This is a genomic window from Arthrobacter sp. PAMC 25486 (assembly GCF_000785535.1).
Taxonomy (GTDB): Bacteria; Actinomycetota; Actinomycetes; order Actinomycetales; family Micrococcaceae; genus Specibacter.
In genome coordinates, this window is the sequence record NZ_CP007595.1 from 3211926 (window position 1) to 3227339 (window position 15414).

A 15414-nucleotide genomic window follows, 5' to 3' on the forward strand; every position below is an offset into this window, starting at 1 on the left:
TGGTGTTCCGCATTTGGGGTTCCTGCGGTTGCGCCGGAGATCGGCTGGGTAGCCGGCTTCTACGCCCTCTATGTGGGTGCGTGGATGGCTTTGAAGAGGTTCTTCCAGGCTTCTGGCAGGTGGAGGCGTATTCGCCGGGCACTGGGGACGAGGTGGGCCGGGATGTTGATGAGTCTTGGTCCGAGACCACACATGAACTTTCTCGTGGAGCTATCTGCCCGTGTTGCCTGCGGTGCTTTCCCTGATGACCAATTCCGGCTTGAAAACTATGGAGCGCGGTGGAGCGCTTGGGTCACCTAGTTGCTCTGTGAGGAGTTCCACTGCGGTCCTGCCAATGAGCGCAGTAGGCTGTCGGATGGAGCTCAGTGGCACCACCGCAGAGGCGGCGAAATCGATGTCGTCGTAGCCAACCAGGGCCACATCCTGCGGGATCCGCAAGGTGTGCAACACCGTCAATGACTGCATGACGCCCAGTGCGAGCAGGTCATTGGCGCAAAACAGCCCGTCGGGCAAGAGGCTGCGCTCTCGTTCTACGAGGGAGTCTCCAATGCCGCGACCGGCCAGAACCGTCAGGTCTGCTGCCTGCAGAACCTCCAGTGTGGCGCCGGGAACTTCCGTCACCGCGCGCATGGCACCCGAGAGCCGATCCGTTACCTGGTGAAACTGCTGAGGTCCCGCGACGAAGGCAATCTTGCGCCGGCCGATATCCAGCAAGTGTTTTGTTGCCATATAGCCGCCAGAGACGTCATCGACAGACACGGAGCTGAATTCACCCTCACTTGACGGGCTGTCCACGAGGACGACCTTGGTCCCGCGTGCTGTGAGCGCTGCCAGGCGCTTGGAGTTCTCTGTGACCGGGGAAATGAGCACACCTTGGACCCGCTGCTCCTCAAAGAGATCGATGTAGTGCAACTCCCGCCTGGCGTCGTGGCCGCTGTTTCCAAGGACGACGGCGCTGCCTCCTTCCGCCGCGGCGTCTTCTGCTGCGCGTGCAACGGAAGAAAAGAATGGGTTGCCAATGTCCAGGACCACCAGGCCAATAGTGCGGCTGTGCCCGGCCCTTAGCTGGCGGGCCACGTCATTGCGGACAAAACCCAGTTCGGCAATGGACGTCTGGACCCGGTCCCGTGTTTTTGAGGCAACCCGTTCCGGATAGTTCAGGACATTTGACACCGTGCCCACGGCCACGCCTGCATGGTTGGCAACGTCCTTGATGCTTGCAGCCCGCATGAAACCCCTCCACTGTGGTGCCAGCCGATTGCAGCCGTCACAATGGTGGGCATCGGTTGACATTGATTTGCTATCAAGTGTACGTTGAAACGTAATAATGAATCGTTTCAAAGATGAGGTTCTGCAATGCGCGTTTGTTTTCGGTCCGCGGTGGACCCCAGCCGCCTCCAGGCCTACAAGGAAGCCCACGCAAAAGTGTGGCCCGAGATGCTCCGGGCACTCAAGGCTGCCGGCTGGAATGACTACACACTGCACCTGGGCGAGGACGGGCTCCTGATCGGCATTGTTGAGTGCAACGACCTCGACGCGGCAAGGGCCCGCATGGCGTTGACAGAAGTCAACGGCAGGTGGCAGGCCGAAATGGCCAAGCTCTTCACGCCGTCGGAATCCAACCCCGACGAAAGATTCATTGTCCTCGACGAAGTTTTCAGTCTTGAAGAACAGTTGGCTGCTGCCAGCAACAACAACGAAGGATGCGCAAAATGAATGACATGGCAGCGGCCCTGGGCCGCTTGGACGACCTGGCCATTGAGGTCCCTTCGTGGGCTTACGGCAACTCCGGCACCCGCTTCAAGGTGTTTGGCACACCCGGCACGCCCCGCACGGTGCACGAAAAGATCGCCGATGCCGCGCAGGTGCACAAGCTAACGGGCCTGGCACCGTTGGTCTCACTGCACATCCCGTGGGACAAGGTAGAGGACTATGACGCGCTGAACGCTTACGCCGCAGAGCACGGCGTCGGCCTGGGCACCATCAACTCCAACACCTTCCAGGACGACATCTACAAGTTCGGCTCCCTGACCCACGTGGACGCAGCTGTCCGCCGCCAGGCAATCGACCACCACTTTGAGTGCATCGATGTCATGGACGCCACCGGCTCCCGCGACCTGAAGATCTGGCTCGCCGACGGCACCAACTACCCCGGCCAGGGCGACATGCGCGGCCGCCAGGACCGCCTCGCCGAGTCGCTGCAGGAGATCTACGCCCGCCTCGACGAGAACCAGCGCATGGTCCTGGAATACAAGTTCTTCGAGCCGGCTTTCTACCACATGGACGTCCCGGACTGGGGCACCTCCTACGCCCAGACCCTCGCCCTCGGCGAGAAGGCGCTGGTCTGCCTCGACACCGGCCACCACGCCCCCGGCACCAACATTGAGTTCATCGTGGCCCAGCTGCTGCGCCTGGGCAAGCTCGGTTCCTTCGACTTCAACTCGCGCTTCTACGCCGACGATGACCTGATCGTTGGTGCGGCAGATCCGTACCAGCTGTTCCGCATCATGTACGAGGTCATCCGCGGCGACGGCCTCGGCGCCGACTCCGGCGTGGCCCTCATGCTCGACCAGTGCCACAACCTGGAAGAGAAGATCCCCGGCCAGATCCGCTCCGTGCTGAACGTGCAGGAAATGACGGCCCGTGCCCTCCTCGTGGACCGCGCAGCCCTCACCGAAGCGCAAAACGCCGGCGACGTCCTCGGCGCGAACGACATCTTCTCCAACGCCTTCTACACCGACGTCCGCCCGGTCCTCGCCGAATGGCGCGAATCCCGCGGCCTGCCCGCGGACCCACTGGCCGCCTTTGCCGCGAGCGGCTACCAGAAGCAAATCAATGACGAGCGCGTGGGCGGAACCCAGGCCGGATGGGGCGCATAACCATGAGCGAGCAAAGCAACATGACTGATACACCAAGCACGACGGCGGCACCCGCCACCGCGCAGGCCGGCACCGACACAGTGGCTGAGTTGATCTCCCGCTCCAACCGGTTGGGTGCGGACAAGCGCAACACCAACTACGCTGGCGGCAACACCTCCGCGAAGGGCACCGCCAAGGACCCGGTGACCGGGGAAGACGTGGAACTGCTGTGGGTCAAGGGCTCCGGCGGGGACCTCGGCACCCTTGAGGAATCAGGCCTGGCCGTGCTGCGCCTGGACCGCATGCGCGCCCTGGTCAACACCTACCCGGGCGTTGAGCGTGAAGATGAAATGGTCGCCGCCTTTGACTATTGCCTGCACGGCAAGGGCGGTGCGGCGCCGTCGATCGACACTGCCATGCACGGCTTCATCGACGCCGCCCACGTTGACCACCTGCACCCGGACTCCGGCATCGCCATCGCCACGGCGGCCGACGGCGAGGAACTGACCGGCAAGATCTTCGGCAACAAGGTTGCCTGGGTGCCGTGGCGCCGCCCCGGCTTCCAGCTGGGCCTGGACATTGCCGCGATCAAGGACAACAACCCCGGCGCGGTCGGCACCATCCTCGGCGGCCACGGCATCACCGCCTGGGGCGCCACCAGCGAAGAGGCGGAAGCCAATTCGCTGTGGATCATTGAAACGGCCGAGGCCTACATCAACGCCAACTCCTGCAAGGATCCGTTCGGTGCGGCACTGCCCGGCTACGGCGCCCTGTCCGAGGGGGAGCGCCGCGCCAAGGCAGCAGCCCTGGCCCCGACGATCCGCGGACTCGCCTCCACGGACAAGGCCGCCGTTGGCCACTTCAACGACGACGCCGCCGTGCTGGACTTCCTCGCCTCGGCCGAACATCCGCGCCTGGGAGCCCTGGGCACCAGCTGCCCTGACCACTTCCTGCGCACCAAGGTCACCCCGCTCGTCCTGGATCTGCCGGCAGATGCCTCGATCGAAGACTCCATTGCACGCCTGAAGGAGCTTCACGCCGAATACCGCACGGACTACGCGGCCTACTATGAGCGCAATGCGGTTGAGGATTCCCCGGCCATGCGCGGCGCTGACCCGGCCATTGTGCTGGTGCCGGGCGTTGGCATGTTCTCCTACGGCGCGAACAAGCAGACCGCACGGGTTGCCGGGGAGTTCTACCTCAACGCCATCAACGTCATGCGCGGCGCCGAGGCGCTCTCCACCTACGCACCCATCGACGAGGCGGAGAAGTTCCGCATCGAATACTGGGCGTTGGAAGAGGCCAAGCTGGCCCGTATGCCCAAGCCCAAATCCCACGCCACCCGCATCGCTTTGGTGACCGGTGCGGCGTCGGGCATTGGCAAGGCCATCGCCACCCGGCTGGCCGCCGAAGGTGCCTGCATTGTGATTGCCGACCTGAACTTGGAGGCGGCCCAGGCCGTCGCCCTGGAACTGGGTGGGCCAGACGTGGCCATTGGCATCCAGGCTGACGTCACCGACGAATCTGCTGTGCGTGCCGCCGTTGACGCAGCCGTGCTGGCATTCGGCGGACTGGATTTGGTGGTGAACAACGCCGGGCTGTCCATCTCCAAGCCGCTGCTGGAAACCACCGAGAAAGACTGGGACCTGCAGCACGACGTCATGGCCAAGGGCTCGTTCCTCGTGTCAAAGGCCGCTGCAAAGGTGCTCATCGAACAGGACATGGGCGGGGACATCATCTACATCTCCTCCAAGAACTCCGTGTTTGCCGGCCCCAACAACATCGCGTACTCTGCCACGAAGGCGGACCAGGCCCATCAGGTGCGCCTGCTCGCCGCCGAACTGGGCGAATACGGCGTCCGCGTGAACGGCATCAACCCCGACGGCGTGGTCCGCGGCTCCGGCATCTTCGCCGGCGGCTGGGGTGCCAAGCGCGCTGCCGTGTACGGCGTGGATGAGGAAAAGCTGGGCGAATACTACGCCCAGCGCACACTGCTCAAGCGCGAGGTGCTGCCGGAGAACGTGGCCAACGCCGCCGCCGTGCTCACCTCCGCCGAGCTGTCGCACACCACGGGCCTGCACATCCCCGTCGACGCCGGCGTGGCAGCGGCCTTCCTGCGATGACAGCTGCTCCTGCCGTACCTGGTGCGGCACTGTTTACCGCCGTCGACATTGGCGCGTCCTCCGGGCGCGTCATCGTCGGCGGCGTCGGGGGAGGCGCGGCCGAACTGCACGTGGTGCACCGCTTTCCGAATGGCGTGGTGGACCGTGTTGGTGCCTTGCACTGGGACTTCGATGCACTGTTCGCCGAAGTGCTCACCGGTCTGCGGGCCGCCGCCGACCACGCGGCGGCCGTTGGTGGGGTGATCGCCAGCATCGGCATCGACACCTGGGCCGTTGACTATGGCCTCGTTGATGCCGCCGGCGAGCTGGCCGGGCCGCCCTTCAGCTACCGCGACGGCCGAGGCCCCCGGGCAGTGGCCGGCGTGCACGAACGCATCGGCCCGGAACGGTTGTATGAAACCACGGGCCTGCAGCACCTGCCGTTCAACACGATCTTCCAGTTGGCTGCTGAACAGGCGCCGGGCTTGGCCGGACACCAGGCCCTGCTGATCCCCGACCTCATCGCCTTCAAGCTCACCGGCAGCCGCCGCACCGAGTCCACGAATGCCTCCACCACGGGCCTGTACGACGCCGTGGCGGGGGAGTGGGCCACCGAATTCCTGGCCGCCCTGGACCTGCCGGTCGAGCTCTTCCCGCCGCTCATTGAACCGGGGGAAACCATCGGCACGCTGCTGCCTGCGGTTGCCGCGCGAACCGGGTTGCCGGCAGCCACCCAGGTGGTGGCCGTCGGCTCGCACGACACCGCATCCGCAGTGGCAGCCGTCCCCGCGAGGGGCCCCAAATTTGCCTACATTTCCTCCGGCACCTGGTCGCTGGTGGGCGTGGAGCTGGATGCTCCGGTCCTGACGGAGGCCAGCCGGACGGCGAATTTCACCAACGAGCGCGGCGTGGACGGCACCACCCGCTACCTGCGCAACGTAGGCGGCCTGTGGCTGCTCAGCGAGTCGATCCGGGCGTGGGAACAGGAAACGCACGACGCCGGGTCCCCGGCATCCGCGCCCGCAGCACTTGCGCCGCCCCTCCCGGGGCTGCTGGCTGCCGCGGCTGCCGAACCGGCCGGTGGTCCGCTGATCGACGTGGATTCCGCGGACTTCATCGCCCCCGGAAACATGCCCGAACGCATCAGGGCCGCCGTCAACGCAACGGGAGTGACACTGGAAACCCGGCCAGCCGCCGTCGTGCGTTGCATTCTGGACAGTCTCGCCGCATCCTACGCGACGACTGTCCGTCAGGCGGGCCGGCTCTCAGGTAAGCCTGTGGACGTCATCCACATTGTGGGCGGCGGATCCCAAAACGAGCTGCTGTGCCAGCTCACGGCCAACGCAACGGGCCTGCCCGTCGTGGCCGGACCCGTGGAGGCCACGGCGCTCGGCAACGTCCTGATCCAGGCACGGGCGGCAGGGGCGGCGCCCACCGCGCTGCCGGATTTGCGGGCGATCGTCGCCACCAGCCACCCCGGAACCAGGTACGTTCCGCAGTCCTGAGCCCATCCGCAGTGACCCGCAGAAAACGACGAAATACACGCCGAAACCGTGAATTTTCGCCGTATTCTGCGGGTTGGTTGTTTAAATACAGGGGCCTGCAGTTTGGGGGAATGTGCAAACAAGATTATGTTGGGAATAGCGCCGGCAGCGAGCCGGCTTTTCGCGCGAGGAGTGTGAACCGTGGTCAGTGCAAAGGCGCCTGAGCATGTAGTGGTTGTTGGTGCAGGAATCATCGGATTGTCCACCGCCTGGTATTTGCAGGAACACGGGATCAAGGTCACTGTCGTTGACCGGGGAGGTGTGGCTTCGGGCGCTTCCTGGGGCAATGCGGGCTGGCTCACGCCTGCGCTGACGCTGCCGCTGAGCGAACCGTCCGTGCTGACGACCGGATTCAAGGCCATGTTCGACCCGGCATCCCCGCTCTACATCCCCGTTTCAACCGATCCGTCACTGCTGAAGTTCCTGCTGGGCTTTGCCCGCAACTGCACACCGGGAAAATGGCGGGCAGCAATGGCGGTCTTTGCCGAAATTGGCCGCACCGGAATCGACGCTTTTGACGAACTGGCGGCGGGAACCCCGCCCATGGCGCAGGCCGCCCACCCGGCCGATCCGTTCCTGACCGGCTTCGCCTCCATCAAGGACCGGGACGCCCTGGTCAAGGAATTCCATGTCATCCGCGAAACCGGCGGGCAGGTGGATTTCACGCTCATCTCTGGCGAAGAAATCCGTGCACTGGAACCCACCCTGGGTGCCGGTGTGGTTGCCGGCATTGAGATCCGCAACCAGCAGTTCATCAATCCGCCCGCCTTCATGAAGTCGCTGGCCGAAACAGTGGTTGCCCGCGGTGCCACCCTGGTCAATGCCTTCAACGTGACCGATGTCCGCGACACGGGCAGCGGCGTGGACGTGATTGGTTCGGAAGGGCGCTCGTTGCAGGCCGACGCCGTCGTGCTTGCGACCGGTGCCTGGCTGGGAGCCCTGGCCCGCAAGTTCGGGGTCAATCGCGTGGTCCAGGCCGGACGCGGCTACAGCTTCACGGTTGTCCCGGACGAAATGCCCAGCCACCCCATCTATTTCCCGGCGCAGCGCGTGGCCTGCACGCCGCTCGGGGACCGGTTCAGGGTTGCCGGCATGATGGAGTTCCGTAACGTCGACGCGCCCCTGGATCCGCGGCGCATCAAGGCCATCGTGGATGCCGCTTCGCCCATGTTTACGGGCATCAACTGGGAGGACCGTGCCGAGGAATGGGTGGGGTCTCGGCCCTGCACCACTGATGGTTTCCCGCTGGTGGGTGCCACCCGCTCGCCGCGCGTCCACGTGGCCGGCGGGCACGGCATGTGGGGCATCGCACTGGGCCCGCTCACCGGAAAAATGGTCGCTGCCGGGATTACGGGAAACACCCCGCCCGCCAGCATCCGCCACTTCAACCCGCTGCGGTAACGCTCCAGCTGCGCGCAACCGCATCTTTCCCCCTTGTGGTGAGTTTCTGAACCACCCCTAGGCAGGAATGGTGTGGCTCAGTCGAGTCCCCTACCCGGCAAGGACGTAGGATGTTCGAAAAAACAATTGTGCGCCCGGGTGCCCGCGTGCCTCGGGCCTGACTGAACGGAACCTGACCTTGCCGCTTTTCGACCTGCCCCCGGAGCAACTGCGCAGCTACGAATCAGCACTTGAAGAGCCCACGGACTTTGACGAATTCTGGGATGCCACCATCGCCGAGGCCCGCGAATTCGCCCTGGGCGTCAGCTTCTCACCGGTGGACAACCTGCTGAGCGTCATCGACAGCTTCGACGTGTCCTTCAATGGTTTCGGCGGCGCGAGAATCAAGGGCTGGCTGCACCTGCCCGCCAACCGCACTCCGGGCCAAAAGCTGCCCGTCGTCGTCCAGTACATCGGCTATTCCGGCGGCCGCGGCCTGGTCCAGCAGGACACCGCCTGGGCGCAGGCCGGCTACGCACATTTCATCATGGACACCCGCGGACAGGGCTACGGCGGGCTCCTCGGCGACACCGCCGACCCGCACGCCTCCGCCGGCGACGTGGCCCACCCAGGCCTCATGACCCGCGGCATCGGGCGCCGCGAGGACTACTACTACCGCCGCGCCTACGTTGACGCCTTCCGCGCCATCGAGGCCGCCCAGACCCACAGCGAAGTCGACGAACACCAGATCATTCTCACCGGCATCAGCCAGGGCGGAGGCCTGACCATCGCCGCCGCGGGGCTCGCCGCAGGCAGGCTCAACGGCGTCATCGCCGTCATGCCCGACGTTCCGTTCCTGCAGGACTTCCCCCGCTCCATCGACATCGCCGCGCGCGGCCCCTACCCGGAAATTGCCGCCTTCCTCAAACGCCACCGCCACGACTACGAGCCCATCCTTGAGGTGCTCAACTATTACGACGGCGTCCACCTCGCCCGCCGCTGCACCGCCCCGGCGTTGTATTCAGCCGCCGGGCAGGACGACATCTGCCCGCCCTCAACCGTGTACGGCTCCTTCAACGCCTACGGTGCCGCCGCGGCAGAACAGCCGGCCAAGGACATTGAGTACTACCGCTTTAACAACCACGAAGGCGGCCAGGAACACCAATGGATCAAGCAGCTGCATTACGTGGCCGATTTGCTGGCCGGATAATTTCGGGGTTATGGTGTTGGGATGACAAACCGTTGGTATGCGTATTTTTCGTTGGCTCTGGAGGGGCCCGCGTCTAACTGACACGCATCCAATCACCTTCAGAGCCAACAGGACAGAGAATTCATTCTCTGTCCTTCGCCATTTCCAGGCGGGCTCCGAAGAGGGGGCTCGCTGCCAGCCCGCAAAAGGAAACCATCCCCATGAGCATTACCGCAGCCACCGAAACCAACCCGGTAAACGAAACAGTGCAGGCAAGCTCAACAGCAAACTTGCGGGTCAGCCAGTTCACCGAACTGCCGTCACCGGCCCAGCTGGCGGAGAAGCTGCCGCTGGATGCAAAGACAAGCAACGTCGTCGAACGCGGCCGTGACCAGGTCCGCGCCATCATGGACGGCCTCGATGACAGGCTGCTCGTGGTGGTGGGTCCGTGCTCCATCCACGATCCCGCAGCCGGGCTGGAATACGCCCGCCGGCTGGCCGAAACCGCCAAGGCTCACGAAGAAGACCTGCTGATCGTGATGCGCGCGTACTTCGAAAAGCCGCGCACCACAGTGGGCTGGAAGGGCCTGATCAACGATCCCCACCTGGACGGCAGCCACGACGTTGCCAAGGGCCTGGAAATGGCGCGCAAATTCCTGCTGCAGGTTGCTGAGCTGGGCATGCCCACCGGTACCGAATTCCTGGAACCGATCAGCCCCCAGTACACGGCCGACCTGATCACGTGGGGTGCCATCGGTGCCCGAACCACCGAAAGTCAGATCCACCGCCAGCTCAGCTCGGGCCTGTCCATGCCGATCGGTTTCAAGAACGGCACCGACGGTGACCTGCAGGTGGCGCTCGATGCGTGCAACGCGGCCAGCGCTCCGCAGTCGTTCCTGGGGATCGACGGCGACGGCCGTGCCTCGCTCGTGAGCACCGCCGGGAACCAGGACACTCACGTGATCCTGCGCGGCGGCCGCAAGGGCCCCAACTACAAGGCTGCGGATGTGGCGGAGGCGTCCGAAAAGGCCGCCGCCGCCAGCGTCAACCCGCGCCTCATCGTTGACGCCAGCCATGCCAATTCGGGCAAGAGCCACCACCGCCAGGCCGAGGTTGCGCTGGAAATCGGTGCGCAGCTGGAATCCGGCGACGCCTCGGCACACACCATCGCCGGCGTCATGCTGGAGAGCTTCCTGGTGGGCGGCGCCCAGAACCTCGATGTTGAAAAGGTTGCTGCCGGCGGGGCTGAACTGACGTATGGCCAGTCCGTCACCGATGCCTGCATGGACTGGGACGTGACCGCCGATGTCCTGGCGAACCTCGCCCGCAGCTCCCGCGCCCGCCGCACCGCGGCCACTTCACACTAACGGCACACCTTTCACATAAGCCCCTTCTGCACCTAGAGTAGGCCTAGGAGCAGAAGGTGCCGTGCGCCGATGCCGGCCCTTCCCAACGAAAATGGAGACCGAGACAGCCATGACACAGGAGCAAAATTTCTCCAACGTGAACTTCCTGACCGTGCAGGAAGTTGCCGAGCTCATGCGCGTGTCAAAAATGACCGTCTACCGCATGGTGCATGCCGGCGAGCTGCCCGCAGTGCGTTTCGGCCGGTCATATCGGGTCCCCGCCAACGCCGTCGAAAGCTACCTGCGCTCGGCCGTGGTGGATGGCACAGGGACGCATGGACCCTCCGGTTCGGCGCATACAGGGTAAAGGCGGTACCCTAGGAAAGATCCATTTTCGGCTTTGACCGATTCCTGCGATCGGTCGACCTAATCGTTTACGGCCTCATCCGAGGTTGTTCTATGCAGTTTGTGAGGAACTTTCATGGGTTCAGTAGTTAAGAAGCGCCGCAAGCGGATGTCCAAGAAGAAGCACCGTAAGCAGCTTCGCAAGACGCGTCACCAGCGTCGCAACAAGAAGTAAATCTTCTTATTCTTCAAAAAGCGCCCGTTCACCCTTGTGGTGTGCGGGTGTTTTTTATGCCCGACGGCGGATGGCCGGGTTTGCGCTGTCCGTCCAGTGCGCACGTGGTTAGCGCTTGCGGACCATCGCGATGCCCTTCCACAAGCCGTACACCACGCCTACGCCCGTGGCTGCCTTGAGCCCCAGGGTGGCTGCGCGGCGGCCGGAGCGGTAGTCGTAGATGGGCCAGTTGTTCTCGCGGGCGTGCTTGCGCAACTTGGCGTCGGGGTTGATGGCCACCGGGTTGCCCACGGCGCTCAGCAGGGGGATGTCGTTGTAGGAGTCGCTGTACGCCCAGCACCGGGTGAGGTCCAGGCTTTCCTTTTCGGCCAGTTCCTCCACCGCGCGTCCCTTGGCCGGGCCGTGCAGGATCTCGCCGACCAGGCGGCCGGTGTAGACGCCGTCGTCAATTTCAGCCACAGTGCCCAGGGCGCCGGTCAGGTTCAGGCGCGTGGCAATGACTGCAGCAACCTCAACGGGGGTGGCCGTCACCAGCCACACCTGCCGGCCAGACTTCAGGTGCTCCTCGGTCAGGGCGCGCGTGCCGGGCCAGATCTTGGAGACGATCATCTCGTCGTAGACCTCTTCACCCAGCTGGTGGATGAATTCGGCGCTGATGCCGGCGGCAAGTTTCTGGGCCGAATCCTGGACTGAATGAACGTCGTTCATGTTTTCCCCGCGCAGGATGAATTTTGCCTGCTTCCAGGCGAACCCTGCAACGTCCTGCAGGGTGAAGGCGCGTTTTTGGTACATTTTTCGTGCCACATGGAACAGGCTGGCACCCTTCATCAACGTGTTGTCCACGTCAAAGAAAGCGGCCTCGCCCTGGTGCTGCACAGCGGTCGAGGCGGCCTCGGCACTGTTGATAGTCACGTCGGGCATGGAACGAGTCTAGTCAATCCTTCCCGCATGTGCCTGCCTGGCTGATTAACTGTGGGCAAAGTTTCATTGGTGCCGGTACACCGCCGGCATTGAGTACCGTTGTATCCATGGAAACCTCTGCCGATGCCCGGATCCCGCTACTGGAACTGATCACCAAGGAAGGCTGCCACCTGTGTGACGACGCCCGCAGTGTTGTCAGCGGCGTTGCAGCCGAACTGGGCCTGCCGTGGACCGAACGACGCATCGACGGCGACGAGGGACTTACGGCCCGCTACGGTGAGGAAATTCCGGTGGTCGTGGTGGACGGGATTCAACGCGACTTTTGGCACATCGACCCGGTCCGGCTGGAGGGTGTTTTGCGGCGGGCCCTGGCCGGGGGATAGTCCCTTTTGGCTGTGGCCGGGGCAGGTCCTACAGTTGAACCAAGCCTGCGCGCCGCTTGCATGCACGTGTTGAGCGGCAGGATGTGGCCTAAATTTGAGAATTTGGAGTGACGTTTTGATCCCAACGCAGACACCGGAGGAGCAGCCGGCCGGGCAGACCCGGCAGCTGCCGCCTGCCACGGTGTCGCGACTGACCCTCTACCTGCGCACACTCAACGCGCTGCTGGCCGAAGGTGTGGAAAACGTGTCCTCCGATGCGCTCGCGGAATCAGCCGGTGTGGGATCCGCCAATGTGCGCAAGGACCTGTCGTACCTGGGCTCCTATGGAACGCGCGGCGTGGGGTACGACGTGGCCAATCTGAGCCGGCAAATTGCCCAGGCGCTGGGGCTGACCCACGAATGGCGCGTGGCGATTGTGGGTGCCGGCAACCTTGGCCGGGCACTGGCCCGCTATGCAGGCTTTGAATCGCGCGGCTTCGACGTGGTGGCGCTGCTGGACGCCGACCAGATGGTCATCGGCAGCGAAATTGGTTGGTTGCGCGTGAGCGACGTGGCCAACCTGGAAACAGTACTTGCCTCCACCCGGGCCAACATGGTGGTCCTGGCGTTGCCGGCGGGTGTCGCACAATCTGTGTGCGACAGAGTCGTGGCGGCCGGGGTGCACAGCATCCTCAGCTTTGCCCCCGTGGCCCTGAGCGTGCCGGAGCACGTCAACCTGCGCAAGGTGGACATGGCCACCGAACTGCAGATCCTGGCCTACCACGCCCAACGCCTGCAGGACCCGCGCCTGGAACAGGACCGGCCCAGCGCCTGAGCCTGCTCCCGGCAGACAGGACCGTGTCTAGCGTTGCTGGCTTTTGTGCGCCTTGTGCGCCTGGAAGAATTCCGTTGCGGGAGAGCGGTATAACAGGAACACGGCAACGATTCCCAACAGCACCTGAATCGCTGTCAGCGGGTTGGGCGGGAACAGGAACAGCAGCGACACGATGGCCAGCACCAGGGACGTGGTCCGCGCCCAGCCGGCACCCTTGCGGACGGCCCTCGCCAACCAAAAGTATGTTCCCGTCATGGCAAGGCTGAGGATGAAGGCCAGGAACAGCGCCGTGTTGACCGTGGTGCTGTCGGAGTACAAAGCCGTCAGCTCCGGAGTTGCAGCAAAGGCGTTCTGTAAAACATCAATGACCGATGCCTTGATCGCGGGCACGAGGAGCACCACGAGCAGGGCAATGACGGAGATGGCCTGCATGATGCCTGCGGCAATAATGAGCTTTGAGGCAAGCAGAACCTTGGCCGGGGGAGCTAGGCTGGCTGCAGGCGTGCCGGGCCGCCCGCCGTTGAAGCCGGGATAGGACGGGGCTGCAGACAGCTGTGTGTTGGCCTGTTGGGCGTCTTTGATGTCCTGAGGCGGCTCCCAGCCTGCGGGTGCGTACTCGCCGTAGCGGGGGACACCAGGGGCAATCTCCCCGTAGCTTCCCGGGCGGGAAGTGGGACGGTCTTGAGGCTCTTCACCGGGGGTGCTCATGATCGCTGCTCTTTCACTGTCTGCCGAGGGGCCGGGCCGTTGGTGCAGGCCTGGCTGATGCGCCGAACGCAGGACTTAACTTGAGTAGGCCGCGTCGGGTTTGTTATAAACCCTACGCGACCTACCCGACTACTTCCTGATGGAACGCAGTGAAACTATCAGCTCAGTCCCTTTGCCCGCGCATTCAGCCATGCCGTGGATTCCGGCAGCCACATCAATACGGCGGCCACCACACCCAGCAGGCTGCCGCCGTTGGAGCCGGAGGCCATCAAAATGAAACCCACCACAACGATGGCCGACAGTGCCATCCGGGCCCACTGCTTGCCTTCCTTCAACTTCAAGGCACACACCACTATGGCGGCAATCAAGGCCACGGAAATGATCGAGGCGACCAGCCCCCACACGGCCTCGCCACGGAAATAGCGGGAGGCCAACCCGAACAGCGACCCAATGAAACTGAAGAACGTGAAGAACAGCCAAATGGCGGCCGTTACCAGCCACATGATGTAGGAGATCTTCAGCAGCTGCGGCAGTCCGTCAGTGCGGAAGATCCCTGACAGGCCGCCTACCGGCATGACGTCCTGGATCGAGCGAGGCATGTCCTTGGGCATTTCAAACTTAAAGTCCCCGGCGGGAGGCTGCCCGCCGGGCTGCTGGTATGGAGACTGACCCTGGTATGGAGGTTGCCCTTGATAAGGCTGCTGAGGCTGGCCTTGATACGGCGGTTGCCCGACCGGCTGCTGGTACGGACCTGCGTTGGGATCCGGCTGTGAACCATAGCCGGGAGGGGGTTGGCTGCTCGGCTGGCCGCCACCCTGTGCGGGATCTGGAATCTCATTCGGTGTGCTCATGATTTGAACCCTAGTCGTCGAATTGTGCCTTGCATAGAAAGACCGTATTGAAACGCCCGGAGATGGCAAATGCCGGTCCACCATAGTAGCGGACCGGCATTAAAGCCCTCTTAAAGCCGGGGCAAAATAAACCAGGTTAGATCAAGCCGAGGGCGAATTGCGCCCGGTGCAATGCGAAGGCTAGGCGGCCTTCACAAAAGCAACGTCAAGGGTGATGGTGACCTTGTCGGAGACCAGCACGCCGCCGGCTTCCAAGGCTGCGTTCCAGGTCAGGCCGAATTCCTTGCGGCTGATCACGGTCTTGGCTTCGAAGCCTGCGCGGGTGGCGCCGAACGGGTCAACGGCAACGCCGTTGAACTCGCCCTTGAAGGTGACGGTCTTGGAGATGCCGCGGATGGTCAGCTCGCCGGTCAGTTCAAAGTTCTCCTCGTCGCCGGAGACTGCGGAGGAAACGAACGTCAGGGTGGGGAAAACCTCGACGTCGAAGAAGTCGGCGCTCTTGACGTGGCCGTCGCGGCCTGCGTCGCCCGTGCTGAAGCTGGCGGCCTGGATGGTGGCGGTCACGGAAGTCTCGGCGAGGGTTTCACCCAAGGTCAGGGCGCCTTCAACTTCGGTGAACTGGCCGCGGACCTTGGAGATGCCGGCGTGGCGGACAACGAAGCCAACCGTGCTGTGTGAGGTGTCGAGGTTCCAGGTGCCCTGGGTGAGACCGGTTGCTTCAATGGTGGTAACTGACAT

Annotated in this window: 16 protein-coding genes; 11 read left to right on the plus strand and 5 right to left on the minus strand. The window is 63.9% G+C overall.

What is annotated here, in order from left to right; translation table 11 throughout:
* Window positions 1-210 precede the first annotated feature (210 nt).
* Window positions 211-1230 carry a LacI family DNA-binding transcriptional regulator gene (locus tag art_RS14670; protein ID WP_038465947.1) on the minus strand — a complete coding sequence of 340 codons (1020 nt, stop codon included), beginning with the start codon at window positions 1228-1230 and terminating at the stop codon, window positions 211-213.
* A 126-nt stretch (window positions 1231-1356) separates the two neighbouring features.
* On the opposite strand from art_RS14670, the gene art_RS14675 reads away from it, so the two are divergent.
* From art_RS14675 to art_RS21765, 9 genes are all read left to right on the plus strand, one after another.
* Complete coding sequence (locus tag art_RS14675; RefSeq protein ID WP_038465950.1) at window positions 1357-1716, plus strand: L-rhamnose mutarotase; 360 nt, start codon at window positions 1357-1359, stop codon at window positions 1714-1716.
* Window positions 1713-2879: an L-rhamnose isomerase gene (rhaI, locus tag art_RS14680; RefSeq protein WP_038465952.1), complete on the plus strand. Its 1167-nt coding sequence runs from the start codon at window positions 1713-1715 to the stop codon at window positions 2877-2879. Before art_RS14675 ends, rhaI begins: the two co-directional genes overlap by 4 nt.
* A gap of 20 nt (window positions 2880-2899) precedes the next feature.
* Window positions 2900-4981 carry a bifunctional rhamnulose-1-phosphate aldolase/short-chain dehydrogenase gene (locus art_RS14685; RefSeq protein ID WP_052136981.1) on the plus strand — a complete coding sequence of 694 codons (2082 nt, stop codon included), beginning with the start codon at window positions 2900-2902 and terminating at the stop codon, window positions 4979-4981.
* On the plus strand, window positions 4978-6465 hold the full coding sequence (locus art_RS14690; protein WP_038465955.1) for a rhamnulokinase family protein: 1488 nt from the start codon (window positions 4978-4980) through the stop codon (window positions 6463-6465). The genes art_RS14685 and art_RS14690 overlap by 4 nt, the downstream gene beginning before the upstream one ends.
* 180 nt (window positions 6466-6645) lie before the next feature.
* The gene (locus art_RS14695) at window positions 6646-7905 is read left to right on the plus strand and encodes an FAD-binding oxidoreductase (RefSeq protein ID WP_038465957.1); all 1260 of its coding nucleotides are present in this window, start codon (window positions 6646-6648) and stop codon (window positions 7903-7905) included.
* A gap of 178 nt (window positions 7906-8083) precedes the next feature.
* Window positions 8084-9094, plus strand: coding sequence for an acetylxylan esterase (locus tag art_RS14700; RefSeq protein ID WP_038465959.1), 1011 nt, complete (start codon window positions 8084-8086; stop codon window positions 9092-9094).
* A gap of 200 nt (window positions 9095-9294) precedes the next feature.
* A complete protein-coding gene (locus tag art_RS14705) occupies window positions 9295-10440 on the plus strand; it encodes a 3-deoxy-7-phosphoheptulonate synthase (protein WP_038465962.1) in 1146 nt (381 codons plus the stop codon).
* Between the two features lie 109 nt (window positions 10441-10549).
* Complete coding sequence (locus art_RS14710) at window positions 10550-10786, plus strand: helix-turn-helix domain-containing protein (RefSeq protein WP_038465965.1); 237 nt, start codon at window positions 10550-10552, stop codon at window positions 10784-10786.
* A gap of 114 nt (window positions 10787-10900) precedes the next feature.
* Window positions 10901-10999 carry an AURKAIP1/COX24 domain-containing protein gene (locus tag art_RS21765; protein WP_074712200.1) on the plus strand — a complete coding sequence of 33 codons (99 nt, stop codon included), beginning with the start codon at window positions 10901-10903 and terminating at the stop codon, window positions 10997-10999.
* Between the two features lie 108 nt (window positions 11000-11107).
* On the opposite strand, the gene art_RS14715 is transcribed toward art_RS21765, so the two are convergent.
* Window positions 11108-11920: an HAD family phosphatase gene (locus art_RS14715; RefSeq protein ID WP_038465967.1), complete on the minus strand. Its 813-nt coding sequence runs from the start codon at window positions 11918-11920 to the stop codon at window positions 11108-11110.
* A gap of 107 nt (window positions 11921-12027) precedes the next feature.
* Between art_RS14715 and art_RS14720 the strand changes: the two genes are divergently transcribed.
* Window positions 12028-12303 (plus strand): glutaredoxin family protein, encoded by a 276-nt coding sequence (locus art_RS14720; RefSeq protein ID WP_038465970.1) that lies wholly within the window; start codon window positions 12028-12030, stop codon window positions 12301-12303.
* Window positions 12304-12418: 115 nt separating this feature from the next.
* Window positions 12419-13117 carry a redox-sensing transcriptional repressor Rex gene (locus art_RS14725; RefSeq protein ID WP_253901369.1) on the plus strand — a complete coding sequence of 233 codons (699 nt, stop codon included), beginning with the start codon at window positions 12419-12421 and terminating at the stop codon, window positions 13115-13117.
* A gap of 27 nt (window positions 13118-13144) precedes the next feature.
* Here art_RS14725 and art_RS14730 read toward each other — a convergent pair whose 3' ends face one another.
* The 3 genes from art_RS14730 to art_RS14740 all read right to left on the minus strand — a co-directional run bounded on the left by art_RS14730 (window position 13145) and on the right by art_RS14740 (window position 15414).
* Window positions 13145-13825, minus strand: a complete 681-nt coding sequence (locus tag art_RS14730; RefSeq protein WP_038465973.1) for a hypothetical protein — start codon at window positions 13823-13825, stop codon at window positions 13145-13147.
* A gap of 158 nt (window positions 13826-13983) precedes the next feature.
* On the minus strand, window positions 13984-14676 hold the full coding sequence (locus tag art_RS14735) for a hypothetical protein (RefSeq protein ID WP_157875282.1): 693 nt from the start codon (window positions 14674-14676) through the stop codon (window positions 13984-13986).
* Between the two features lie 180 nt (window positions 14677-14856).
* Complete coding sequence (locus art_RS14740; RefSeq protein WP_038465978.1) at window positions 14857-15414, minus strand: YceI family protein; 558 nt, start codon at window positions 15412-15414, stop codon at window positions 14857-14859.